The 18,948-nt window shown below is 47.3% G+C and carries 8 protein-coding genes; 5 read left to right on the forward strand and 3 right to left on the reverse strand.

Going from position 1 to position 18,948, the window contains the following annotated elements; all coding sequences use genetic code 11:
* Positions 1–38 precede the first annotated feature (38 nt).
* Positions 39–329: a GIY-YIG nuclease family protein gene (locus MC7420_RS23830; protein ID WP_269546327.1), complete on the reverse strand. Its 291-nt coding sequence runs from the start codon at positions 327–329 to the stop codon at positions 39–41.
* A 645-nt stretch (positions 330–974) separates the two neighbouring features.
* Positions 975–2,264 carry an SUMF1/EgtB/PvdO family nonheme iron enzyme gene (locus tag MC7420_RS23835; RefSeq protein ID WP_006103664.1) on the reverse strand — a complete coding sequence of 430 codons (1,290 nt, stop codon included), beginning with the start codon at positions 2,262–2,264 and terminating at the stop codon, positions 975–977.
* A 178-nt stretch (positions 2,265–2,442) separates the two neighbouring features.
* Here MC7420_RS23835 and MC7420_RS40300 point away from each other — a divergent pair, with 178 nt between their 5' ends.
* A complete protein-coding gene (locus tag MC7420_RS40300) occupies positions 2,443–2,580 on the forward strand; it encodes a hypothetical protein (RefSeq protein WP_157453300.1) in 138 nt (45 codons plus the stop codon).
* Here MC7420_RS40300 and MC7420_RS23840 read toward each other — a convergent pair.
* Positions 2,558–3,742 (reverse strand): NAD(P)H-quinone oxidoreductase subunit H, encoded by a 1,185-nt coding sequence (locus MC7420_RS23840; protein ID WP_044209341.1) that lies wholly within the window; start codon positions 3,740–3,742, stop codon positions 2,558–2,560. The two genes, MC7420_RS40300 and MC7420_RS23840, sit on opposite strands and share 23 nt — an antisense overlap.
* Positions 3,743–3,999: 257 nt before the next feature.
* Here MC7420_RS23840 and rsmH point away from each other — a divergent pair, with 257 nt between their 5' ends.
* The 4 genes from rsmH (at position 4,000) to MC7420_RS23865 (ending at position 18,896) form a co-directional block, all read left to right on the forward strand.
* A complete protein-coding gene (gene rsmH, locus MC7420_RS23845; protein ID WP_006103634.1) occupies positions 4,000–4,875 on the forward strand; it encodes a 16S rRNA (cytosine(1402)-N(4))-methyltransferase RsmH in 876 nt (291 codons plus the stop codon).
* Between the two features lie 481 nt (positions 4,876–5,356).
* Positions 5,357–9,538 carry a PAS domain S-box protein gene (locus MC7420_RS38450; RefSeq protein WP_006103549.1) on the forward strand — a complete coding sequence of 1,394 codons (4,182 nt, stop codon included), beginning with the start codon at positions 5,357–5,359 and terminating at the stop codon, positions 9,536–9,538.
* A 562-nt stretch (positions 9,539–10,100) separates the two neighbouring features.
* Positions 10,101–16,163 carry a two-partner secretion domain-containing protein gene (locus tag MC7420_RS23860; protein WP_198016542.1) on the forward strand — a complete coding sequence of 2,021 codons (6,063 nt, stop codon included), beginning with the start codon at positions 10,101–10,103 and terminating at the stop codon, positions 16,161–16,163.
* Between the two features lie 30 nt (positions 16,164–16,193).
* The gene (locus tag MC7420_RS23865; protein WP_006103615.1) at positions 16,194–18,896 is read left to right on the forward strand and encodes a CHAT domain-containing protein; all 2,703 of its coding nucleotides are present in this window, start codon (positions 16,194–16,196) and stop codon (positions 18,894–18,896) included.
* Positions 18,897–18,948 lie beyond the last annotated feature (52 nt).

Here is an 18,948-nt window from a genome sequence, read left to right on the forward strand (position 1 = left end):
TTTCTGGCAAAATACATCACTGATCACCCTCATGTTCTCTACGTCTCAAACCAATCTGCACTCAAATCACGCCATTGAGGATTGATCGATTCAATCAAAGCAATCTTTTTAGCACGTAACCACCCTTTAATCTGCTTTTCACGGGCGATTGCTTCCCTGATATCTGAAGTTTCCTGATAATAAACGAGTCGATTAATATTATATTTTTGTGTAAATCCAGGAATCAACTTTTGTTTATGTTCGTATACGCGACGATATAAATCATTTGTTACGCCAGTATAAAGCGTTTTTGAACGATTCGTCATTATGTAGACGTAATAGGTATTCACCTTGTTTTATTGAGTTAGTAAATTTTGGGCGACGTGAAAACTCTCCCTCTTGAACTGAGTAATGAGATGCTTCGTTCCGTTCCTTCGCTTCGCTACGGACTCCACTCAGCATGACATTGTTGTATTACTATATTAGTGTCATTCTGAATCCTGAGCAAAGCGAAGGAACTGAAGCGGAGTGAAGAATCTCTGCAAATGTTTCAGCATCTACCTCAATTCATTTGAGATAAAAGATGATAAAAATAAAAGTTAAGTCAACTCTCGTCTAATTTGGGCGATCGCAGAATTCAACCCTTCACTGTGAATCCAACCCACATAACCCCCATAAACCATTCAGTCATACCCGGAACTCGTTCTAGAATTGCGATCGCGTCTTGAGTCACATCTGTGCTGAAGAAGTTGCCATTGCCTTTGGTGTACTTTATCTACTTTTTGCGGCGGTGATTAATAGTAGAAATCGTTAATCGGTTAAAGGTTTAGAACGATAAACAATAGATTTTAGGGTTACAGAGATTTCGTGCATCGCGTCTGTAGGGGCGGGTTTAGGGAATTCTGTTTCGCTATTGATGATAACGTCAATTCAAAACCCGCCCTGATCCTCACCCCCTCACCCTCTCACCCCCTCACCCCATCTCCCTTCACGAATTATCCATCCGTCGCACAGCGAAATCCAGCCAAAATTTGACGCACACTGGGATAATACCAATTGCGGAAACTACATCGCATCCCCCACGGACGAGTTGTCCAGCTACCACCGCGCAAAACTCGATGTTCGCCATCAAAATAGGCTTGAGAATAGCCGCGATAGGGATAACTGACAAATCCTTTGTATCCGTCAAACCAAGTGGCTGTCCATTCCCAAACATTCCCCAGCATGTCGTAGCAACCTGATGCACTTTTTCCTTGGGGATAGGCATTAACCGGAGTCGTATGTCCTACCGTATTATCGTGATTACAAGAATAGGATGTGGGTTCCGTATCACCCCAGGGATAGATGTGACGACATCCCTTTTGTACATCCCAACTTGCCGCTTTTTCCCATTCCGCTTCACTGGGTAATCGCTTGCCGACAAAATTAGCATAAGCCTCGGCTTCATACCAACTCACCCCATAAACCGGATGATTATCCCAAAAGGGTTCATCGGACCAATAGAGGGGATAGGCGACAGGATTATCCTGCAACCATTTCCATCCTTCCACAGACCACCAGTTATGATTTTGATATCCCCCCGCTTCAATAAAAGCCCGATACTGTTGACAGGTAACCGGGTAGCGATCAATCCAGTAGGTATCTAAAAAAACGCGATCGCACGGACGTTCGTTATCCATAGCATCAATCTCGTCGCTTCCCATCTCAAACTCACCCGCCGGAATTTCAATCATCTGTCCTTTATCCGGCGTCTGATCTCCTTGAGGTACAAAGGATTCAGTCAGAATGAATGACCTAGGTGTACGTCCAGTTTGGCACAGGGTATTACCTTGAGTCGATAGGTGGTGTAATTGCAAGATAAAGGCAATGGTTTCAGTATGTTGACTCTCATGCTGCACTAACCATCGCCATAAGCGTTCTTGGTGATCCAGGGGGGCAATTTCCAGATAGTCAAAGACTTGAGTTCTGACGATATCCAGATAATCCTGAATTTCTGCCAGAGACGGTAACTTTTGGCGATCGCACTTGGGTAAACCATCCGCCGCAAAAAGCCGATGATACTCTGGAAACAGGGGTTTTAAGCCAGCATAGCGTTCTAGAATCCAGTACGCTTCCGTAAAAGCAATATGACCCAAATGCCAACCCACGGGACTAAAATCCGAATGCGCTTGGCGATAAAATCGGGTTTCGTCAATCCCTTCAATTAGCATTAACGTACCCATACGGCATTTTTCCATCTTTTGACGGATGCTTTTTCTACAAGCATGAATTGATGTAAACGTCACAATTTTCTCCCCCTCAACTGGACGAGTTTTGGCACAACTTTTCTAGTTTCCGGTGAATCGGGTTCACAAGCAAGAGTCGTAGGGAGTACATCAACATTAATGGAGACATATAGCGCTATGCAATAGGCAATAGGCAATAGGCAATAGGCAATAGCGAAGAAAAAAGTAGAGACGCGCCATGGCGCGTCTCTACAATGGTGCCGAACGTCCTAATCGATGTGTCTATTGCTATATCGCCAAAAAAAGTGGCACGTTAGTTGATGTGCCACTTCCTCCCAGTATCTATAACTTAATCAGCGGTCTACTGAACCCATGATTACGTCAACACTACCAAGAATCGCCATAATATCTGCCACTTTCACTCCCCGCAAAATATGGGGTACAATTTGCAAGTTGTTGAAATCCGGTGGACGAATCTTCCAACGCCAGGGAAAGATATTATCATCCCCAATAATGAAAATGCCCAATTCTCCCTTTCCACTTTCTAGGCGAACATAATGTTCACCCTGGGGAATCTTAAAGGTTGGCGGAATTTTCTTACCACTAAACTGATACTCAAAATCATTCCACTTAGATTTCTTGCCTTCAGCGATACGTTTGGCTTCCAGATTTTCATAAGGACCACCCGGTAATCCTTTTAATGCCTGACGAATAATTTTTAGGGATTCCCGCATTTCCCGAATCCGAACTAAATACCGGGCGAGACAATCCCCAGCGGTTTCCCAATGGATATCCCAATCAAAGTCGTCATAACATTCGTAGTGGTCAACTTTCCGCAAGTCCCACTTCACGCCAGACCCCCGCAACATTGGACCTGACAGTCCCCAGTTAATTGCTTCGTCACGGGTAATCGTACCCACCCCTTCAACGCGACGGCGGAAGATGGGGTTGTTGGTAATTAAGCGTTCGTATTCATCGACTTTAGGGGCGAAGTAATCGCAAAAGTCTTCACATTTGTCAACCCACCCATAAGGAATATCAACCGCTACTCCACCAATACGGAAGTAATTATTATTAATCAGGCGTTGTCCGCTGGCGGCTTCCCACAAGTCGTAAATTAATTCCCGTTCCCGGAAGATGTAAAAGAAAGGCGTTTGCGCCCCCACATCCGCCAGAAAAGGTCCTAACCACAGCAGGTGATTAGCGATGCGATTCAACTCCAGCATAATCACGCGGATATAGCTGGCGCGTTTGGGTACTTCAATATCCGCTAACTTTTCCGGGGCGTTAACGGTAATCGCTTCGTTAAACATACCCGCTGCATAGTCCCACCGACTCACGTAGGGGACATACATAATATTCGTGCGGTTCTCGGCTATTTTCTCCATACCGCGATGCAGGTAGCCGATAACCGGTTCGCAATCGATCACATCCTCCCCGTCTAAAGTGACGATTAAGCGGAGAACGCCGTGCATGGACGGATGGTGAGGACCCAAGTTGAGAACCATTGGGTCGGTTCTAGTTTCGATTTGTGCCATAGTGATGTATTTGGTTTCCCCAACTCTTAGCGATGACGCTTTAACATAGACATTCAGGTAACGTTCTAGGGTAAGGGTACAATAACATCCTGTACCAGAGAGCGCGATTAGCACGAATCTTTTTCTGAATACCCTTATTGTCTATTGATTTGTGTCCACCTTGGGATTGAATTGACCAACCCTACCGATTGACAACCGTTATTGCTCATCGCTGATCGCTTCGCTTATGTTTACTTTTGTTGCATCCCTTTAATTATATGGAGTTTGACGCGCAAACAGCGCAGTTTTTTCATCGTTCAGTCTTAAGTCAGGAGTTAATCGCTGGATTGGCGATTCGTCCAGGTGGGCATTATTTGGACGCGACGGTGGGTGGAGGTGGACATAGTGAGTTAATTCTATCTGCTGCCCCAGATGTCCGTGTTACTGCGATTGACCAAGATGCCCAGGCGATCGCAGCCGCTCAAACTCGGTTAGCCTCTTATGGCGATCGCATCCAATTTTGGCGGGGGAATTTTGTGGACTATCAACCGCCCGAATCGTTATTTGATGGCATTATTGCTGATTTAGGGGTGAGTTCCGCCCAACTGGATATTCCCGATCGCGGCTTTAGTTTTCGCCATCAAGCCCCTCTAGATATGCGGATGGATCAACGCCAATCCTTAACCGCCGCCCAGATTATCAATCACTGGGATGAAACCCAACTGGCAAATACTATTTATGAGTATGGTGAAGAACGCTTATCCCGGCGGATTGCCCGGGCAATTGTGGAACGTCGCCCCTTTGAGACAACCACCCAATTAGCCGAGGCGATCGCGCGATCCGTTCCCAAAAAATACCGTTATGGTAGGATTCACCCCGCCACGCGCACCTTTCAAGCGCTTCGCATTGCCGTTAATCAAGAATTATCCTCCCTAGAAAAATTTCTCAATTGTGCGCCTAGATGGTTAAAACCAGGCGGCAGAATTGGTATTATTAGTTTTCACAGCTTGGAAGACCGTCTGGTTAAACACCACTTGCGGGATTCACCAATATTGCGGGTGCTTACCAAAAAACCCATAACTCCACAACCCACGGAACGGGATGAAAACCCCCGTGCTCGTTCTGCCAAGTTGAGATTGGCTGAGCGTCTTTGAAGGGACAAGAGACTATAGGGCTAGAGTCAGTCAAGTCATCCTATGGGCGCTGGTACTGGATTGGGAAAATCAGACTAGAATACTCGCTTTTTCAATGCATAGTATGACGATTTTGTCAACGGCTAAGACGAAGTTAGTGTTCTAATATACAAACAGATGGCGACGTACTTGTCGTCACCAATCTACTGTTCCTTTTTATCCCCAAGTTGGTGTCAATAAGCAGATGTTGCTGAAAAATTACTGAATATACCACTCTGGCGAAGAAATATCAGGGCAGATGCATCGGACTAAACTTAATCTGACACCAGGGAGTTCTACTCTTAGCCAGTTAAGGTGAATGTTTGGTGTTATTTCGTTTTTAAGAAAACATCTGACAAACGTTTGGATCTTCCAAAATAGACTGTTCCTTTTGTTGATGACTCACGCTTGCCCTAAATGAATTATGAGGGAAATTGTAATCGGGAGCCTCAGGGTGTCCCTAATGATGCCTATTCTTGGTTATTTGTGGTGGATCGGCTCAAAATCACAGATTGAACGAAAACCGGGCTGGTTCTATATGCTGGCGGGTTACGGCTTAATTTGTCTGGATGGGTTTATGGATTTAGTTAACCGTACTTTTGGTTTGACCACCCTAAACCTGAATCTAATCGATACGCCGATTCCAATGACACTGGTCTATCTGCTGGGATTTGCACTGCTGTCGATCGGCTTATGGCAATGGTTACCGTTTGTTGCCAAGGTCAAGAAGCTAGACATTTTGTCCCCTTCATACTCTAACTCGGAAGAGTATTATACTTGCAAATTGTACGATCAAGGCAGCGCGATCGCCCAGTCGGATGAACTGAAGCAAGAGATAGCAAACTGTCTACACACTAACGCCGAACTGCAACAGCAAGAAGAACAATTTCGGGCGATTACTCAAGCCTTTCCTGTACCTGTCGCGATCGCACGAGTCTCTGATGGCACGATTGTCTACGGAAATTCCCACGCGAACGTACTATTTGGTGTTGCTACCTCAGAGTTAGTCGGTAACTCAATGCCCGATTTTTATGAAAATCCTGCCGACTGGCAAAGACTGTTAGCCAGATTAGACCAAAAGGGTGTTGTCCAGAATGAGGAACTTTGCGTTCATACAATTAATGGCACGCCGTTGTGGGTAACAGTATCGATGCAGGTGTTGACCTTAAATCAGGAAAAAGCAATTCTGAGTGTATTCCATGATATCAGTGATACCTACCAGCAACTTACCCAATATCAGCAAACAGAAGCCGTTCTCAAAGACAGTGAAGCTTGCTATCGGACGTTGGTCGAACAATCTCCCAACGCGATCGCCCTCGAACATCAGGGAACCCTGGTTTATATCAATCCTAGAGGTGTCAAACTACTGGGAACCATTAGTCACAACCAACTTATCGGTAAACCTTGGTCAGACTTTAACCCTAAGGATCAGGGAAATCAGAGAGATAGGGAAGATCACCAAGTTATTGGTTCTGAGTATACAGAGAAATTCTCTGATCACAAACGAAGGTCGAATCCACCTCACGCCCTAACCTTACCCACAAAATTTGTTACCGAACAAATTGTACAGTTAGACGGTCAGATCATTGATGTGGAAATTGCCCGTTTACCCGCCATTTATCAAGGTCAAAGAGCAACCCAACTGGTTATTCGAGATCTGACCCATAGAGAACAGCCAGACCAAGAACTGAGAGTACGGGCGCGTCAGCAAGCAACTATCGCTAAATTGAGCCAACGGGCGCTTTCGGGACTGGATTTAAATACCCTGATGGACGAAGCGGTAAGTACGATTGCTCAAACCTTAGAGGTTGAGTATTGCAAAGTGTTAGAACTCCTACCCAATGGTAATGTGTTTTTACTAAAAGCGGGTGTGGGTTGGTCGCCGGGATTAGTTGGGTATGCTTTAGTCGGTGCCAACAGGAATTCCCAAGCGGGTTATAATCTGATATCTCAAGAACCTGTTGTGGTTGAAGATCTACCGATTGATACTCGCTTTAGTGGACCCCCTCTGCTCTACAATCATCGCGTAGTCAGTGGTGTGAGTGTGGTGATTCCGGGTCAAGAGCAACCCTTTGGAGTGTTGGGGGCGCATACCACCAGCCAGCGCCGTTTTAGTGAAGATGACATTCACTTTCTCCAAGCGGTTGCCAATGTTTTAGCCTTGGCGATTGGACATCAGCAGTCAGAGGCGAATCTCTATCTGATGCAGCGAGCGATCGCGGCGAGTAATAATGGGGTGATTATTACTGACCCCAATCAGCCGGATAATCCGGTAATTTACGTCAACCCCGCCTTCGAGTCAATGACGGGTTATACCGCAAAGGAGGTGATTGGACACAACTGCCGTTTCTGGCAAGAACCTGATTATAATCAAGCCGGGGTGACTAAGTTAGCGACAGCGATTCAAGAGCAACGAGAGTGCCATGTCATTCTACAGAACTATCGCAAAGATGGCAGCACGTTCTGGAATGAACTCTATGTGTCGCCCGTCTTTGATGGAGACGGCTATTTAACCCACTTTGTCGGGATTCAAACCGATATTACTAAACGGAAACAGGCAGAGGAAGCCCTACGACAGAGTGAGGAAAAGCTGGATAGTATTCTCAGGTCTCTAGATGATGTGGTCTGGTCAGCGTCTCTGGAAAATCAACAGTTTATTTACCTGAATCCGGCGACAGAAAGGGTTTATGGTCGCCCCGTATCCGACTTTGTGGATTGTCCCAGTCTCTGGCAGTTCGTCATTCATCCTGATGATCGCCAACGGGTGGAGAGGGCATCTAATCGAATGATGCACCAGGGGAGTAAAGATCTAGAATATAGGGTTGTACGACCGGATGGCGAAGTGCGTTGGCTGCGCGATCGCGCCCGCCTAATTTATGACCATAGGGGTATTGCCATTCGCATGGATGGAATTGCTACCGATATGACCAAACGCAAACAGGCAGAAGCGGCTTTACTCAAAAGTGAGGAGCAATTTCGCCTCACCTTTGAACTGGCTCCCATTGGCATGGCAATGACATCCCTGGAGGGTCAATTCCTCAAGGTTAATCAGGCATTGTGTGACGCTTTGGGGTATACGGCTCAAGAACTGTTGGCTCTTACGTTTACAGAAATTAGCCACCCGACTGAACGGGCACTCCATTTTACCCAACACCAATCCTTGTTGCAGGGGGAACTCTCTCATCTGCAAACTGAACGGCGATTAATATCAAAATCTGGCAGGATTGTCAATGCTATTTTGAAGGTTGTGTTGGTCAGAGACGCTCAAGGTCAACCCTTACACTACATTAGTCAGGTGGTGGATATTAGCGATCGCAAACGCATGGAGGAACAGTTACTCCACGATGCCTTCCACGATGTATTGACCGGATTACCGAATCGGGCATTATTCATGGATCGGCTGGAGTATGCGTTGCGACGGGCAGGGCAACGCTGGGACTATTTATGTGCGGTGATTGTCTTGGATTTAGACCGTTTCAAGGTGATTAATGATAGTTTAGGGCATCTGGTCGGCGATCGACTGCTGAGTGCGATCGCAGAGCGATTACAAGGGTGCTTACGCCCTAGCGATACCTTAGCCCGGTTAGGGGGGGACGAATTTACGATTCTACTGGATGATATCCCCAATACGGCAGCAGCCACAGATATCGCCAAATCGATTCACCAAACGTTGGAATCCTCATTTAACTTAGATGGGTATGAGGTGTTTGCCACAGCCAGTATCGGGATTGCCCTGAGTGGTATGGGGTATCACCGAGCGGAGGATTTGCTCCGAGATGCCGATACCGCCATGCATCGGGCAAAACTTCAGGGAACCGCTTGTTATGTCATGTTTGACACCGCCATGTCTGGTCGCGCCCTTGCCCAGTTACGCTTGGAAACTGAACTGCGATGGGCAATTGAACGCCAAGAACTTGAGGTTTATTACCAACCGATTATTTCCTTGGGGACAGGTAAAATTACCGGGTTTGAGGCGCTGGTGCGTTGGCAGCATCCAGAACAGGGAATGATTTCACCGGGCGCGTTTATTCCGTTAGCCGAGGAAACAGGTTTAATTATTCCCATTGGTCAGTGGGTGTTGCGAACATCCTGCTATCAGCTACGCCAATGGCAACAACAGTTTCCCCACTATCCCCCGTTAACCATGAGCGTTAATTTGTCGGGGAAACAGTTTTCCCAAACGAATTTGATTGAGCAAATTGCCCAAATTATTCAAGAGACAGAGGTCAATCCCAGCACTCTCAAGTTAGAAATTACCGAAAGCGGCATTATGGAACATTCCGATTCGGCGTCGGCTTTATTGGAGCGACTTAAGGCATTGAATATTCAGTTGTACATTGATGATTTTGGCACTGGCTATTCGTCGTTAAGTCGCTTACATCAGTTTCCCATTGATGCCTTAAAAATTGACCGTTCCTTTGTCAGTCGGATGGGGGATGCAGGAGAAAATGGAGAGATTGTGCAAGCGATTGTGACCTTAGCGCACAATTTAGGCATGGATGTTGTGGCAGAAGGGATAGAAACGAATATGCAGTTAGCCCAACTGAGAGGGCGGCGATGTGAATATGGTCAGGGATACTTTTTCTCCAAGCCATTGAATCGGCAAGCCGCAGAACAGTTAATGATGAATTTACCCCAGTGGTAAAGGATCAACAGACGGGGGGGCGGGTTTAGGACAATTGTAGGGGCGGGTTTAGGGACAATTGTAGGGGCGGGTTTAGGGACTAAATTCAGATATTCACCGATAATGGAACAACAAAACCCGCCCTCACCGATAATGGACAACAAAACCCGCCCTCTCACGATAATGGAACACAAACCCGCCTCCCCCACCGATCAATGGACAACAAAACCCACCTTATTCTCAACCGCGATCGCACCAAAAAAATGTCGAAATTGGGACTTTAGGGAATTAGTGAAAGATTGGGGCAGGGCGGGTTTTGTATAAAGGTGATTGGTGGCTCCATTAATTTTGTTCCTAAACCCGCCCCTACATTTGGTTTTATGTCCCAATATCATATTTTAATATTAACCTGAAACCCGTTCAAAAAACACCAGATTCCCAACCGCGATCGCACTTTGGCACTTTGTTTGTCCAAAGTCCAGTGAATTATTGCCGATAGATTTAACCCGGACTATAGTAGGAGGAGAACCTAGTTACCCCCCATATTTCATCAGCTATGGCACAGGCGAGATTTCGAGTTTCAATGATGAGCAGTATGGCTTTGGCTTTGTTGGCGCATCTGAGTCCGGCTTCCGCTCAAGTTGTTCCCGATAATACTCTGCCGGTAAATTCTCAGGTGACGGGGTGTCCAATTTGCCAGATTGATGGGGGAACGGTGCGAGGGGTAAACCTGTTCCATAGTTTTGAAGAATTTTCTGTGCCAACGGGGAATGAGGCATTGTTTAATAATGCTCTGGATATTGAGAATATCTTTGGGCGGGTAACGGGTGCTAAGATTTCCGATATTGATGGGTGGATTCGGGCGAATGGCACGGCGAATCTATTCTTAATTAATCCCAATGGGATAATTTTCGGGGAGAATGCCCGGTTGGATATTGGCGGTTCCTTTTTTGCCTCTGGCGCCAATCGTTTTACGTTTCCTGATGGCAGTGAGTTTAGCGCCACGAATCCCCAAGCGCCGCCATTGTTGACGATTAATATCACACCCGGATTGCAGTATGGAACGAATTCACTGAGAGGAACTATCTCTAATCAGGGAAATTTAGCGGTCAATTCAGGAGAATCGGTGACGTTATTCGGCAGCATTGTTACCAGTACAGGTTCTCTCATCGCACCAGGGGGGTTGGTGCAGGTGTTAGGAGAACGGGTGGGGTTGTTAGATAATGCTGAGATTGATGTGTCCGCCGAGACGGGTGGTGGCACGGTATTGATTGGCGGAGGGTTTCAGGGTAAGGGTGATGTTGCCAATGCGTTGCGTACTTTCATTGGTTCAGGTGTAACGATTAACGCGGATGCTTTGACAACGGGCGATGGGGGTAATGTCTTCGTTTGGGCAGATGAAGTGACAGGTTTTTATGGCACAATTAGCGCCCGTGGGGGAGTTGATGGGGGAAATGGTGGGTTCGTCGAGGTATCGGGAAAGGAACAGCTGATATTTCGGGGAACGGTGGATACAACGGCGGTGAATGGGGTATCGGGGACGTTACTGCTTGACCCGACGGATATTGTGATTGCCAATGGTTCTGGAGACAGTGCGGCGGATGGTACGGATACGTTTGCTGGGAATAATTCCGGGGTGACGGGGGCGATTTTGAGTGCGCCATTGAGTGAGATTAATGATGCGGCACCGACGACAATTTATGAGTCGGAGTTGGAGGGGTTATCGGGGGATACGACTGTTATTTTACAGGCAACGAATGATATTCGGATTGAAGATTTAACCGATGATGCTTTAGACTTTGCCTCTGGAAGTGGGGGGATTGCGTTAACTGCCGATGCAGATAGTGACGGGGTGGGTTCGGTGGTGATGGAGGATACTCTCAAAGATACCCTCTATACGAATGGACGGGATATTGGGATTGCCGGGGCGAATTTGACCTTGGGACATATTGATACCGTAGGTGCGGTTGAGGGAGGTGACTTGATCGCAACAGTAGATGTAGATGCAGGTGGACCGATTCCGGACAATGGAACAACCACTATCTTCACCTTCACTGTGCCTGATTCGGTGTCAACTGTCGAGAATCTGGATGTGCGGTTTTCGGCACAACATACTAGCCATAGCAATCTTGATGTTTCTCTTAGCTCACCAGGTGGGACAGAGTTAGAGTTGTTCAGTGGTGTGGAATCCTTTGATTTTTCCGATGATAATTTCCAGGACACCCTACTCGATGATGAAGCGACGACGAGTATTAATCCGGCTAGTGCTGTATCGAATATTAGTATATATTTGGGTTCTTATAATGGAACATTTCAACCTGAAGGTGTTGGAGGATTGGCGGTTTTTCAGGGTGAGAATCCCACAGGAACTTGGACTTTGAGTGTAACTGATAATTATAGTGGGGATTCTGGCACGTTATTCCGGGCTGGTGATACTGCACCTTGGGGAGAAGCGATTGGGACACAACTGATATTTAAAACTCCGATTACTGGAAAGAGTGGCTCAATCAATCTCAATGCCACCAACGGTAGCATCAGTGTGGAAAATTTGGAGACGAACCATCCTGTTAATGCTGGCACGATTAGTCTTGATGCTAGTGGCAGTATCACTGTAGAAACCATCGATTCTTCCTCTTCGGTTAAGGGAGGGGCAATTACTCTGAGAGCCAGTGGCGATATTATGACCAACGGTTCTTTGAATTCGGACTCGAACTCTGGGGATGGGGGAGCGATTTCTCTTTCCTCTGTTTCCGGTGATATCACGACCAACGGTTCTTTGAATTCGTACTCGGACTCTGATTTGAGTTCGTACTGGGACTTTGGGGATGGGGGAACGATTTCTTTGTCCTCTGTTTCCGGTGATATCACGACCAACGGTTCTTTGAGTTCGTACTCGGACTTGGGGGATGGGGGGACGATTTCTTTGTCCTCCGTTTCCGGTGACATCACGACCAAGGATTCTTTGAGTTCGTACTCGTTGGACTCTTACGGTGGGGACTCTGGGGATGGGGGGGCGATTCTTCTCTCTTCTGACTCCGGTGATATTACGACCAACAGTTCTTTGGATTCCTCGTCTTTCTCATGGGGATTTGCCAGGAATGGGGGAGCGATTTCTTTGTCTTCTGTTTCCGGTGATATCACGACCAACGGTAAGTTGATATCGGAGTCAAACTCGCAGAATCAGGTTGCGGAGAATGGAGGGGCGATTTCTCTGTCCTCTGTTTCCGGTAATATCACGACCAACCAACGGTTGAACTCCGGATCGCAGTCTTTCGGTGGCGTTGCTGGGAATGGGGGGGCGATTATTCTCTCTTCTGACTCCGGTGATATTACGACCAACGATTCTTTGAACTCCGGATCGTATTCACAGGGGGTAGCTGCCAAAAATGGAGGGGCGATTATTCTCTCTTCTGACTCCGGTGATATTACGACCAACGCTGATTTGGATTCCTCGTCGTTCTCACTGTATGGAGCGTCTGAGAATGGGGGGGTGATTTCTCTGTTCTCTGTTTCCGGTAATATCACGACCAACCAACGGTTGAACTCCAGATCGTTTTCTTTCTCTGGGAGTACTGGGAATGGAGGGGCGATTATTCTCTCTTCTGATTCCGGTGATATTACGACCAACGCTGATTTGGATTCCAGCTCGGTCTCTATCTTGGCAAATGCCGGGAATGGGGGAGAAATTTCTCTGATGGCTAAAGGTGGCGATATTATCGGAACGTCTGGTGACTCACTCCTGTCTTCCTTCGCCTTCTCTCAGAGAGGCACAGCAGGAAGGGGTGGAAATGTTACGATAGCTGCTCAAAACAACATAACCAATCTGGAAATCTTAACGCTATCCTCTTCTGCTGAAGCTGGAGATGTTGTGATCAATGGGTTTGGAGATTTATCCATTGCCAATACCCGTATCCTGACGAGCAGACGTGTGGAAGTGCAAATACCATTTTTTCCTTTTCCCATAACCTTGGAGGTTGGTGGTCAAGGACAATCGGGCGATGTCACTGTCACCAGTTCAGGTAATCTCACCGTCAACGATAGTTCCATTGAAAGTGACACCAATGGTCGTGATCAAGCAGGGAATGTCACTTTAAGCAGCCCCGGTTTAGTTACATTCAATAACAGTCAAATTATTAGTAATACCAGTAACCTCGGAAATGCCGGAACTATCGATATCAATGCTGGAGAAGGCATCACGTTCCAAGGTGTATATTCCCATGAAGGGGAACTTCAGCGTGGCGGACTATTTGCAGGCACCACCAATGAAGGCAATGCTGGACGGATTACCCTCACCACCCCAGCGTTAACCCTACAAAACGGAGCCAATATCATCAGCACTACAGACGATCTTGGCAATGCGGGAGACATTACCCTTCAATCTCACCCCAATGGAGAAAACCTAAACATTAATCTGGAACAGGATACGTCTATTTCTGCCTCGACCTCTAATCAGGGAACTGGGGGCAATTTAGCAATAATCGCTCCCGATTCGGTAACGATTCAGGGAGAAGGACGGATTACCACAGAAACCTCAGGCGCAGGTGATGCGGGTAACATTCAGATGACCAGTCGCTATTTAGATATCCAAGAAACTGAACTGTCTACCTCAACCACAGCAGAGGGAAACGCCGGAACCATTACCCTCGATACCTCCACCTTAACCGTTGCCAGGGGAGCCAAAGTATTTGCCTTCACCGACGGGAGTGGCGATAGTGGCACAATTGAAATTAATGCTCCCACGGCGGTGAATCTGGGTATTGGTGTGGATGATTTTTCCCCGATTTTGTCGGTCGAAACCCGTGACTCAGGTAAAGCTGGCAGCATTATTATCAATACCCCCAGCTTAACCCTCTCTGACACTGCCCGGATCACCGCCACTGCTACTGAAACTGCCACGAATACAGAGGGCGGGGGGAGTATTACCTTAAATGCCTCGACTATGAATTTAGCCGGAATCGTGGGTGTCTTTGCCGAAACTGAGGGACCAACCCCCGCCGGAACATTAACTCTGAAACCCTATCAGGATCAATCAACGCTAGATATTACCCTAGCGCCTGACTCCCAAGTATCAGCTTCTACCTCTGGGAGTGGTAAAGGTGGCGATTTAATCCTGAGTGCGCCGCAAGCGATTACTATTGCGGGACAGGGACGGTTAGCGGTAGAAAGCCGCAGTACAGGTGATGCGGGGAATGTATTGGTCACGACTCCCCAATTTACCCTCACTGATGGCGTGGAACTGTCGGCGGCGGCGATAAGCAGTGGCAATGCGGGAGAAGTTCGTCTCGATACCCAGCAGTTGACTCTGGAAAATGAGGCACAGATATTAGCCTCTAATATCTTTAGTCGTAGTGAGGGGATTACCCTAGAAGGGTTGGATACTTTGACAATTAGCAACAACAGTGCTATATCCGCCTCGACTCAAACGGGTGAAGCGGGAAGTTTAACTATTAATACTAACTCCAATCCGGCTAATTTAGTGCAAGTGAGTGATAATAGTCGCCTCTCCGTCGCCGCGACTGCGGAAGGTGGGAAAGCAGGCGGTGTCACCCTAAATACTCAACAGTTAACCCTAACAGAGAATTCGCAAGTTTCCGCCTCCAACATCTCTGGTGAAAGTCAAGACATTACCCTACAAAGTTTAGACACCTTAGATGTCAACAATAGTCTGATTGCGGCATCAACTCAAACAGGGAAAGCTGGCAGCTTAACTATCAATGCCACCGAATCTGTAGACTTAAATGGAGACGGAGGTTTATCGGTAGAAGCCACTCAAGGCGGTACAGCAGGAAACTTAACCATTAAAACAGGACGACTGTCTGTTCAGGATCAAGCCGCCGTCACCGTTAGTAGTCCCTCTGGACAAGCCGGAAATCTGCTAATTACTACCAATTCTTTACACCTCAACCAAGGCAAACTGACAGCAGAAACTGGAGGCACTAACGCCCAGGAAGGGGCAAATATCAACCTCAATCTATCGGATGTGTTGCTGATGAGCAACGAAAGTTTAATTTCTGCCGAAGCCTTTAGTAATGCTGATGGCGGTAATATCAATATTGATACTCGCTACTTAATCGTCTTACCCCCAGATGGTGCGAATGGTAGTGATATTATTGCCAAAGCTGATCAGGGTGACGGCGGTAACATTACTATCTCAGGTCAAGGGATTTTCGGGATTCAAGAACGTCCAGCTATTGCCGAAAATCGCACGAATGATATTGATGCCAGTTCCCAATTTGGTTCTCCGGGTAATGTTACACTCAATAGCCCCCTTGATCCTAGTCGGGGACTGACAGAATTACCCAGCAATTTTGTTGACCCGACGGGGCAAATTATCCAAGGTTGTCCCGCAATGGGTAAGAATGGCGGTAGTCGATTTGTGGTGACAGGGCGAGGCGGTGTGCCACCCACTCCGGATGATGTGCTTACCTTGGATACTGTTTTAGATGATTTAGGCACTCTGTCAGAGGAGACACAGATGCAGGTACAAGCAGAAATGGAGAGGGGACAAAATGATTCTCCCAATCAAATTATCGAGGCTCAAGGTTGGGTGAAAACGGCGGATGGACAGATTATTTTAGTGGCTGAATTTCCTACAGCTACACCTTCTGGGAACTGGAATAACCCGGCTAATTGTTCAGATTACTAGGTATAGCGCTACGCGAAGCGGGAATGGGGAATGGGCAATAGTGAAGACAAAAGCTTAAGCTGTCACGCATTTAAATTGGGAATGGGTAGCGAGCAAGATGCTCGCACTACAAGGATTTCGCAATTTTTGACATTATGGTTTAAACCTAAATTCCTCAAGTATTTGGGTTTGGCAATCAGCGTTACTCTGATGACGCTATTGTTGAATCTGCCTATATCCCCAACCGTAGCAACCGTAACTCAAGTAGAAACGACTGCCCAAACGTCACCTGTGATCAAGTCTCTAAACACTAATACCTCCCAACTCGTACACCAAGGTAAAAACGATTATCAAAGGGGACAATATGCGGCAGCGATAACTATCTGGAAACAAGCCCTAGACACCTTTACAACTCAAGGCGATACCTTAAATCAAGCCATGGTGCTGAGTAATCTGGCATTAGCCTATCGCCAGTTGGGACAATGGCATGAAGCCAATCAAGCCATTGAAACCAGCCTTACCTTACTGTCCACCCCCAACCCAAACACATCCCAAAACCCCTTAAAAATATTAGCTCAAGCCCTCAATACCCAAGGTCATCTGCAACTGGCACAAGGACAAGCCGAACTCGCCCTCGCTACCTGGGAACAAGCCACGAAAACCTATCAACAAGTCGGAGATAAAACAGGCGTCACACGCAGCTTAATTAACCAAACCCACGCCATGAGAGCCTTGGGGCTTTACCTGCGGGCGAGAAACCTGTTAGACCAAATCCGGCAAACCTTAGCCGCCCAACCAGATTCCCTGACTAAGATAGCCGGATTACGATCGCTCGGTGATCTGCTGCGGATTACTGGCGACTTAAACCAATCTCGACAAATCCTCGAACAAAGTTTGGCGATCGCGAAAACCTTACCTTCCCCCCCAGATAGTACCGCCATCCTCTTTAGTCTCGGCAATACCGCCCGTTCCCAAAACCAAATCGAAGACGCCATCCAATTTTACCAACAAGCCGCCGCCACCACGGTTTCCCCAACTCTCCAATTCCAGGCTCAAGCCAATCAGCTTAGTTTATTCGTCGAAACTCAGCAGCAACAAGCCGCCCGCCAGTTGTGGACTCAACTGCAACCCCAACTCGCCCAACTCCCCGTCAGTCGCCAAACCCTCTATGCCCAGATTAACGTCGCCCGCAGCCTGATGCAGATGAGCCATGATGCATCTGGGAACGTCCCAGAAATTGCCCAGTTACTCGCCACCATTACCCAACAAGCCAGAACCCTGAAAGATCGACAGGTGGAAGCCTACGCCCTCGGTTATCTGGGTCAACTCTACGAACAAACTCAGCAACTCGCTAACGCCCAAACCCTCACCGAACAGGCTTTAACCTTAGCTCAATCCATCAAGGCGCCAGAACTTGCCTATCGCTGGCAATGGCAACTGGGACGATTACTCAAGGCTCAAGGCAATACCCAAGGTGCGATCGCAGCTTATGACCAAGCCGTGAACACCTTGCAATCACTCCGTACTGATTTAGTCGCCATTAACGACACCGTTCAATTTTCCTTCCGCGAGAGTGTAGAACCCGTCTATCGGGAGTTCGTCGGCTTACTCCTGCAACCCCTTCCCGGTGAAAAAGAGGTGAGCCAAGCCCACCTCAAACAAGCCCGTGAGGTAATTGAATCCCTACAACTAGCAGAACTGGATAACTTCTTCCAAGAAGCCTGTTTAACCAGTCAACCCCAACAAATTGATCACATTGATCCCACCGCTGCCGTTTTCTATCCGATTATCTTACCTGACCGACTAGAAGTTATCTTATCTTTACCGGGGCAACCCTTACGCCACTATGCGACTCAGGCTTCCTCTGTCCAAGTTGAACAAATCATTCACCAAATGCGCCAATCCCTGAGACCCACCTCTTTAAAAAAAGAACGTTTGCCCTTGGCGCAAAACCTCTACGACTGGCTGATCCGTCCGGCTGAGACTGAATTAGCCCAAAGCGACATCACCACGTTAGTCTTTGTCCTTGATGGTTCCTTGCGGAATCTACCCATGGCAGCCCTATACGATGGTCAACACTATCTCGTAGAAACCTATAGCCTAGCTATCGCCCCCAGCTTACACCTGCTCTCACCGCAACCCCTAATCCCCGGGCAACTGAAAGTCTTAACCGCAGGCGTGAGTCAGTCCATTTCGGGGTTTTCGCCCCTACCTGCCGTCGAGTGGGAATTGTCGCAAATTACGAATAAGGTTCCCGCCTTACAACTTCTAAATCAGGACTTTACCAGTGTCAACCTGACCGATAACCTCCAAACCCAGCCATTTTCAGTGGTTCATTTAGCCACTCATGGTCAGTTTAGTTCTGATCCAGAAGAAACATTTATTCTGGCGTGGGATAAAAAAATTAAAGCCAAAGACTTCGAGACTCTCCTACGTTCCACTCAAGTTGAACCCGACTATCCGATTGAATTACTGGTTCTGAGTGCCTGCCAAACCGCTATAGGTGATCAGCGAGCGGCTCTAGGTTTAGCTGGAATTGCCACTCGCTCAGGGGCACGCAGCACGCTGGCGACACTCTGGTCAGTACAAGATGATTCCACCGCTCAACTCATGGTAGAGTTCTACAAAGAACTGAACCAGGGAACTCTCAATAAAGCGACTGCCTTGCGCCATGCCCAATTAAGTTTATTGCAACAAGGCTATAACCATCCCTACTATTGGGCACCGTTTATCTTAGTCGGCAATTGGTTGTAATGTTTTTTGTGTGTTCACAATAAATTGGACTGTTATAGCAAAAGTAAGGCTA

This window comes from Coleofasciculus chthonoplastes PCC 7420 (genome assembly GCF_000155555.1).
In the GTDB taxonomy this organism is placed as follows: domain Bacteria; phylum Cyanobacteriota; class Cyanobacteriia; order Cyanobacteriales; family Coleofasciculaceae; genus Coleofasciculus; species Coleofasciculus chthonoplastes_A.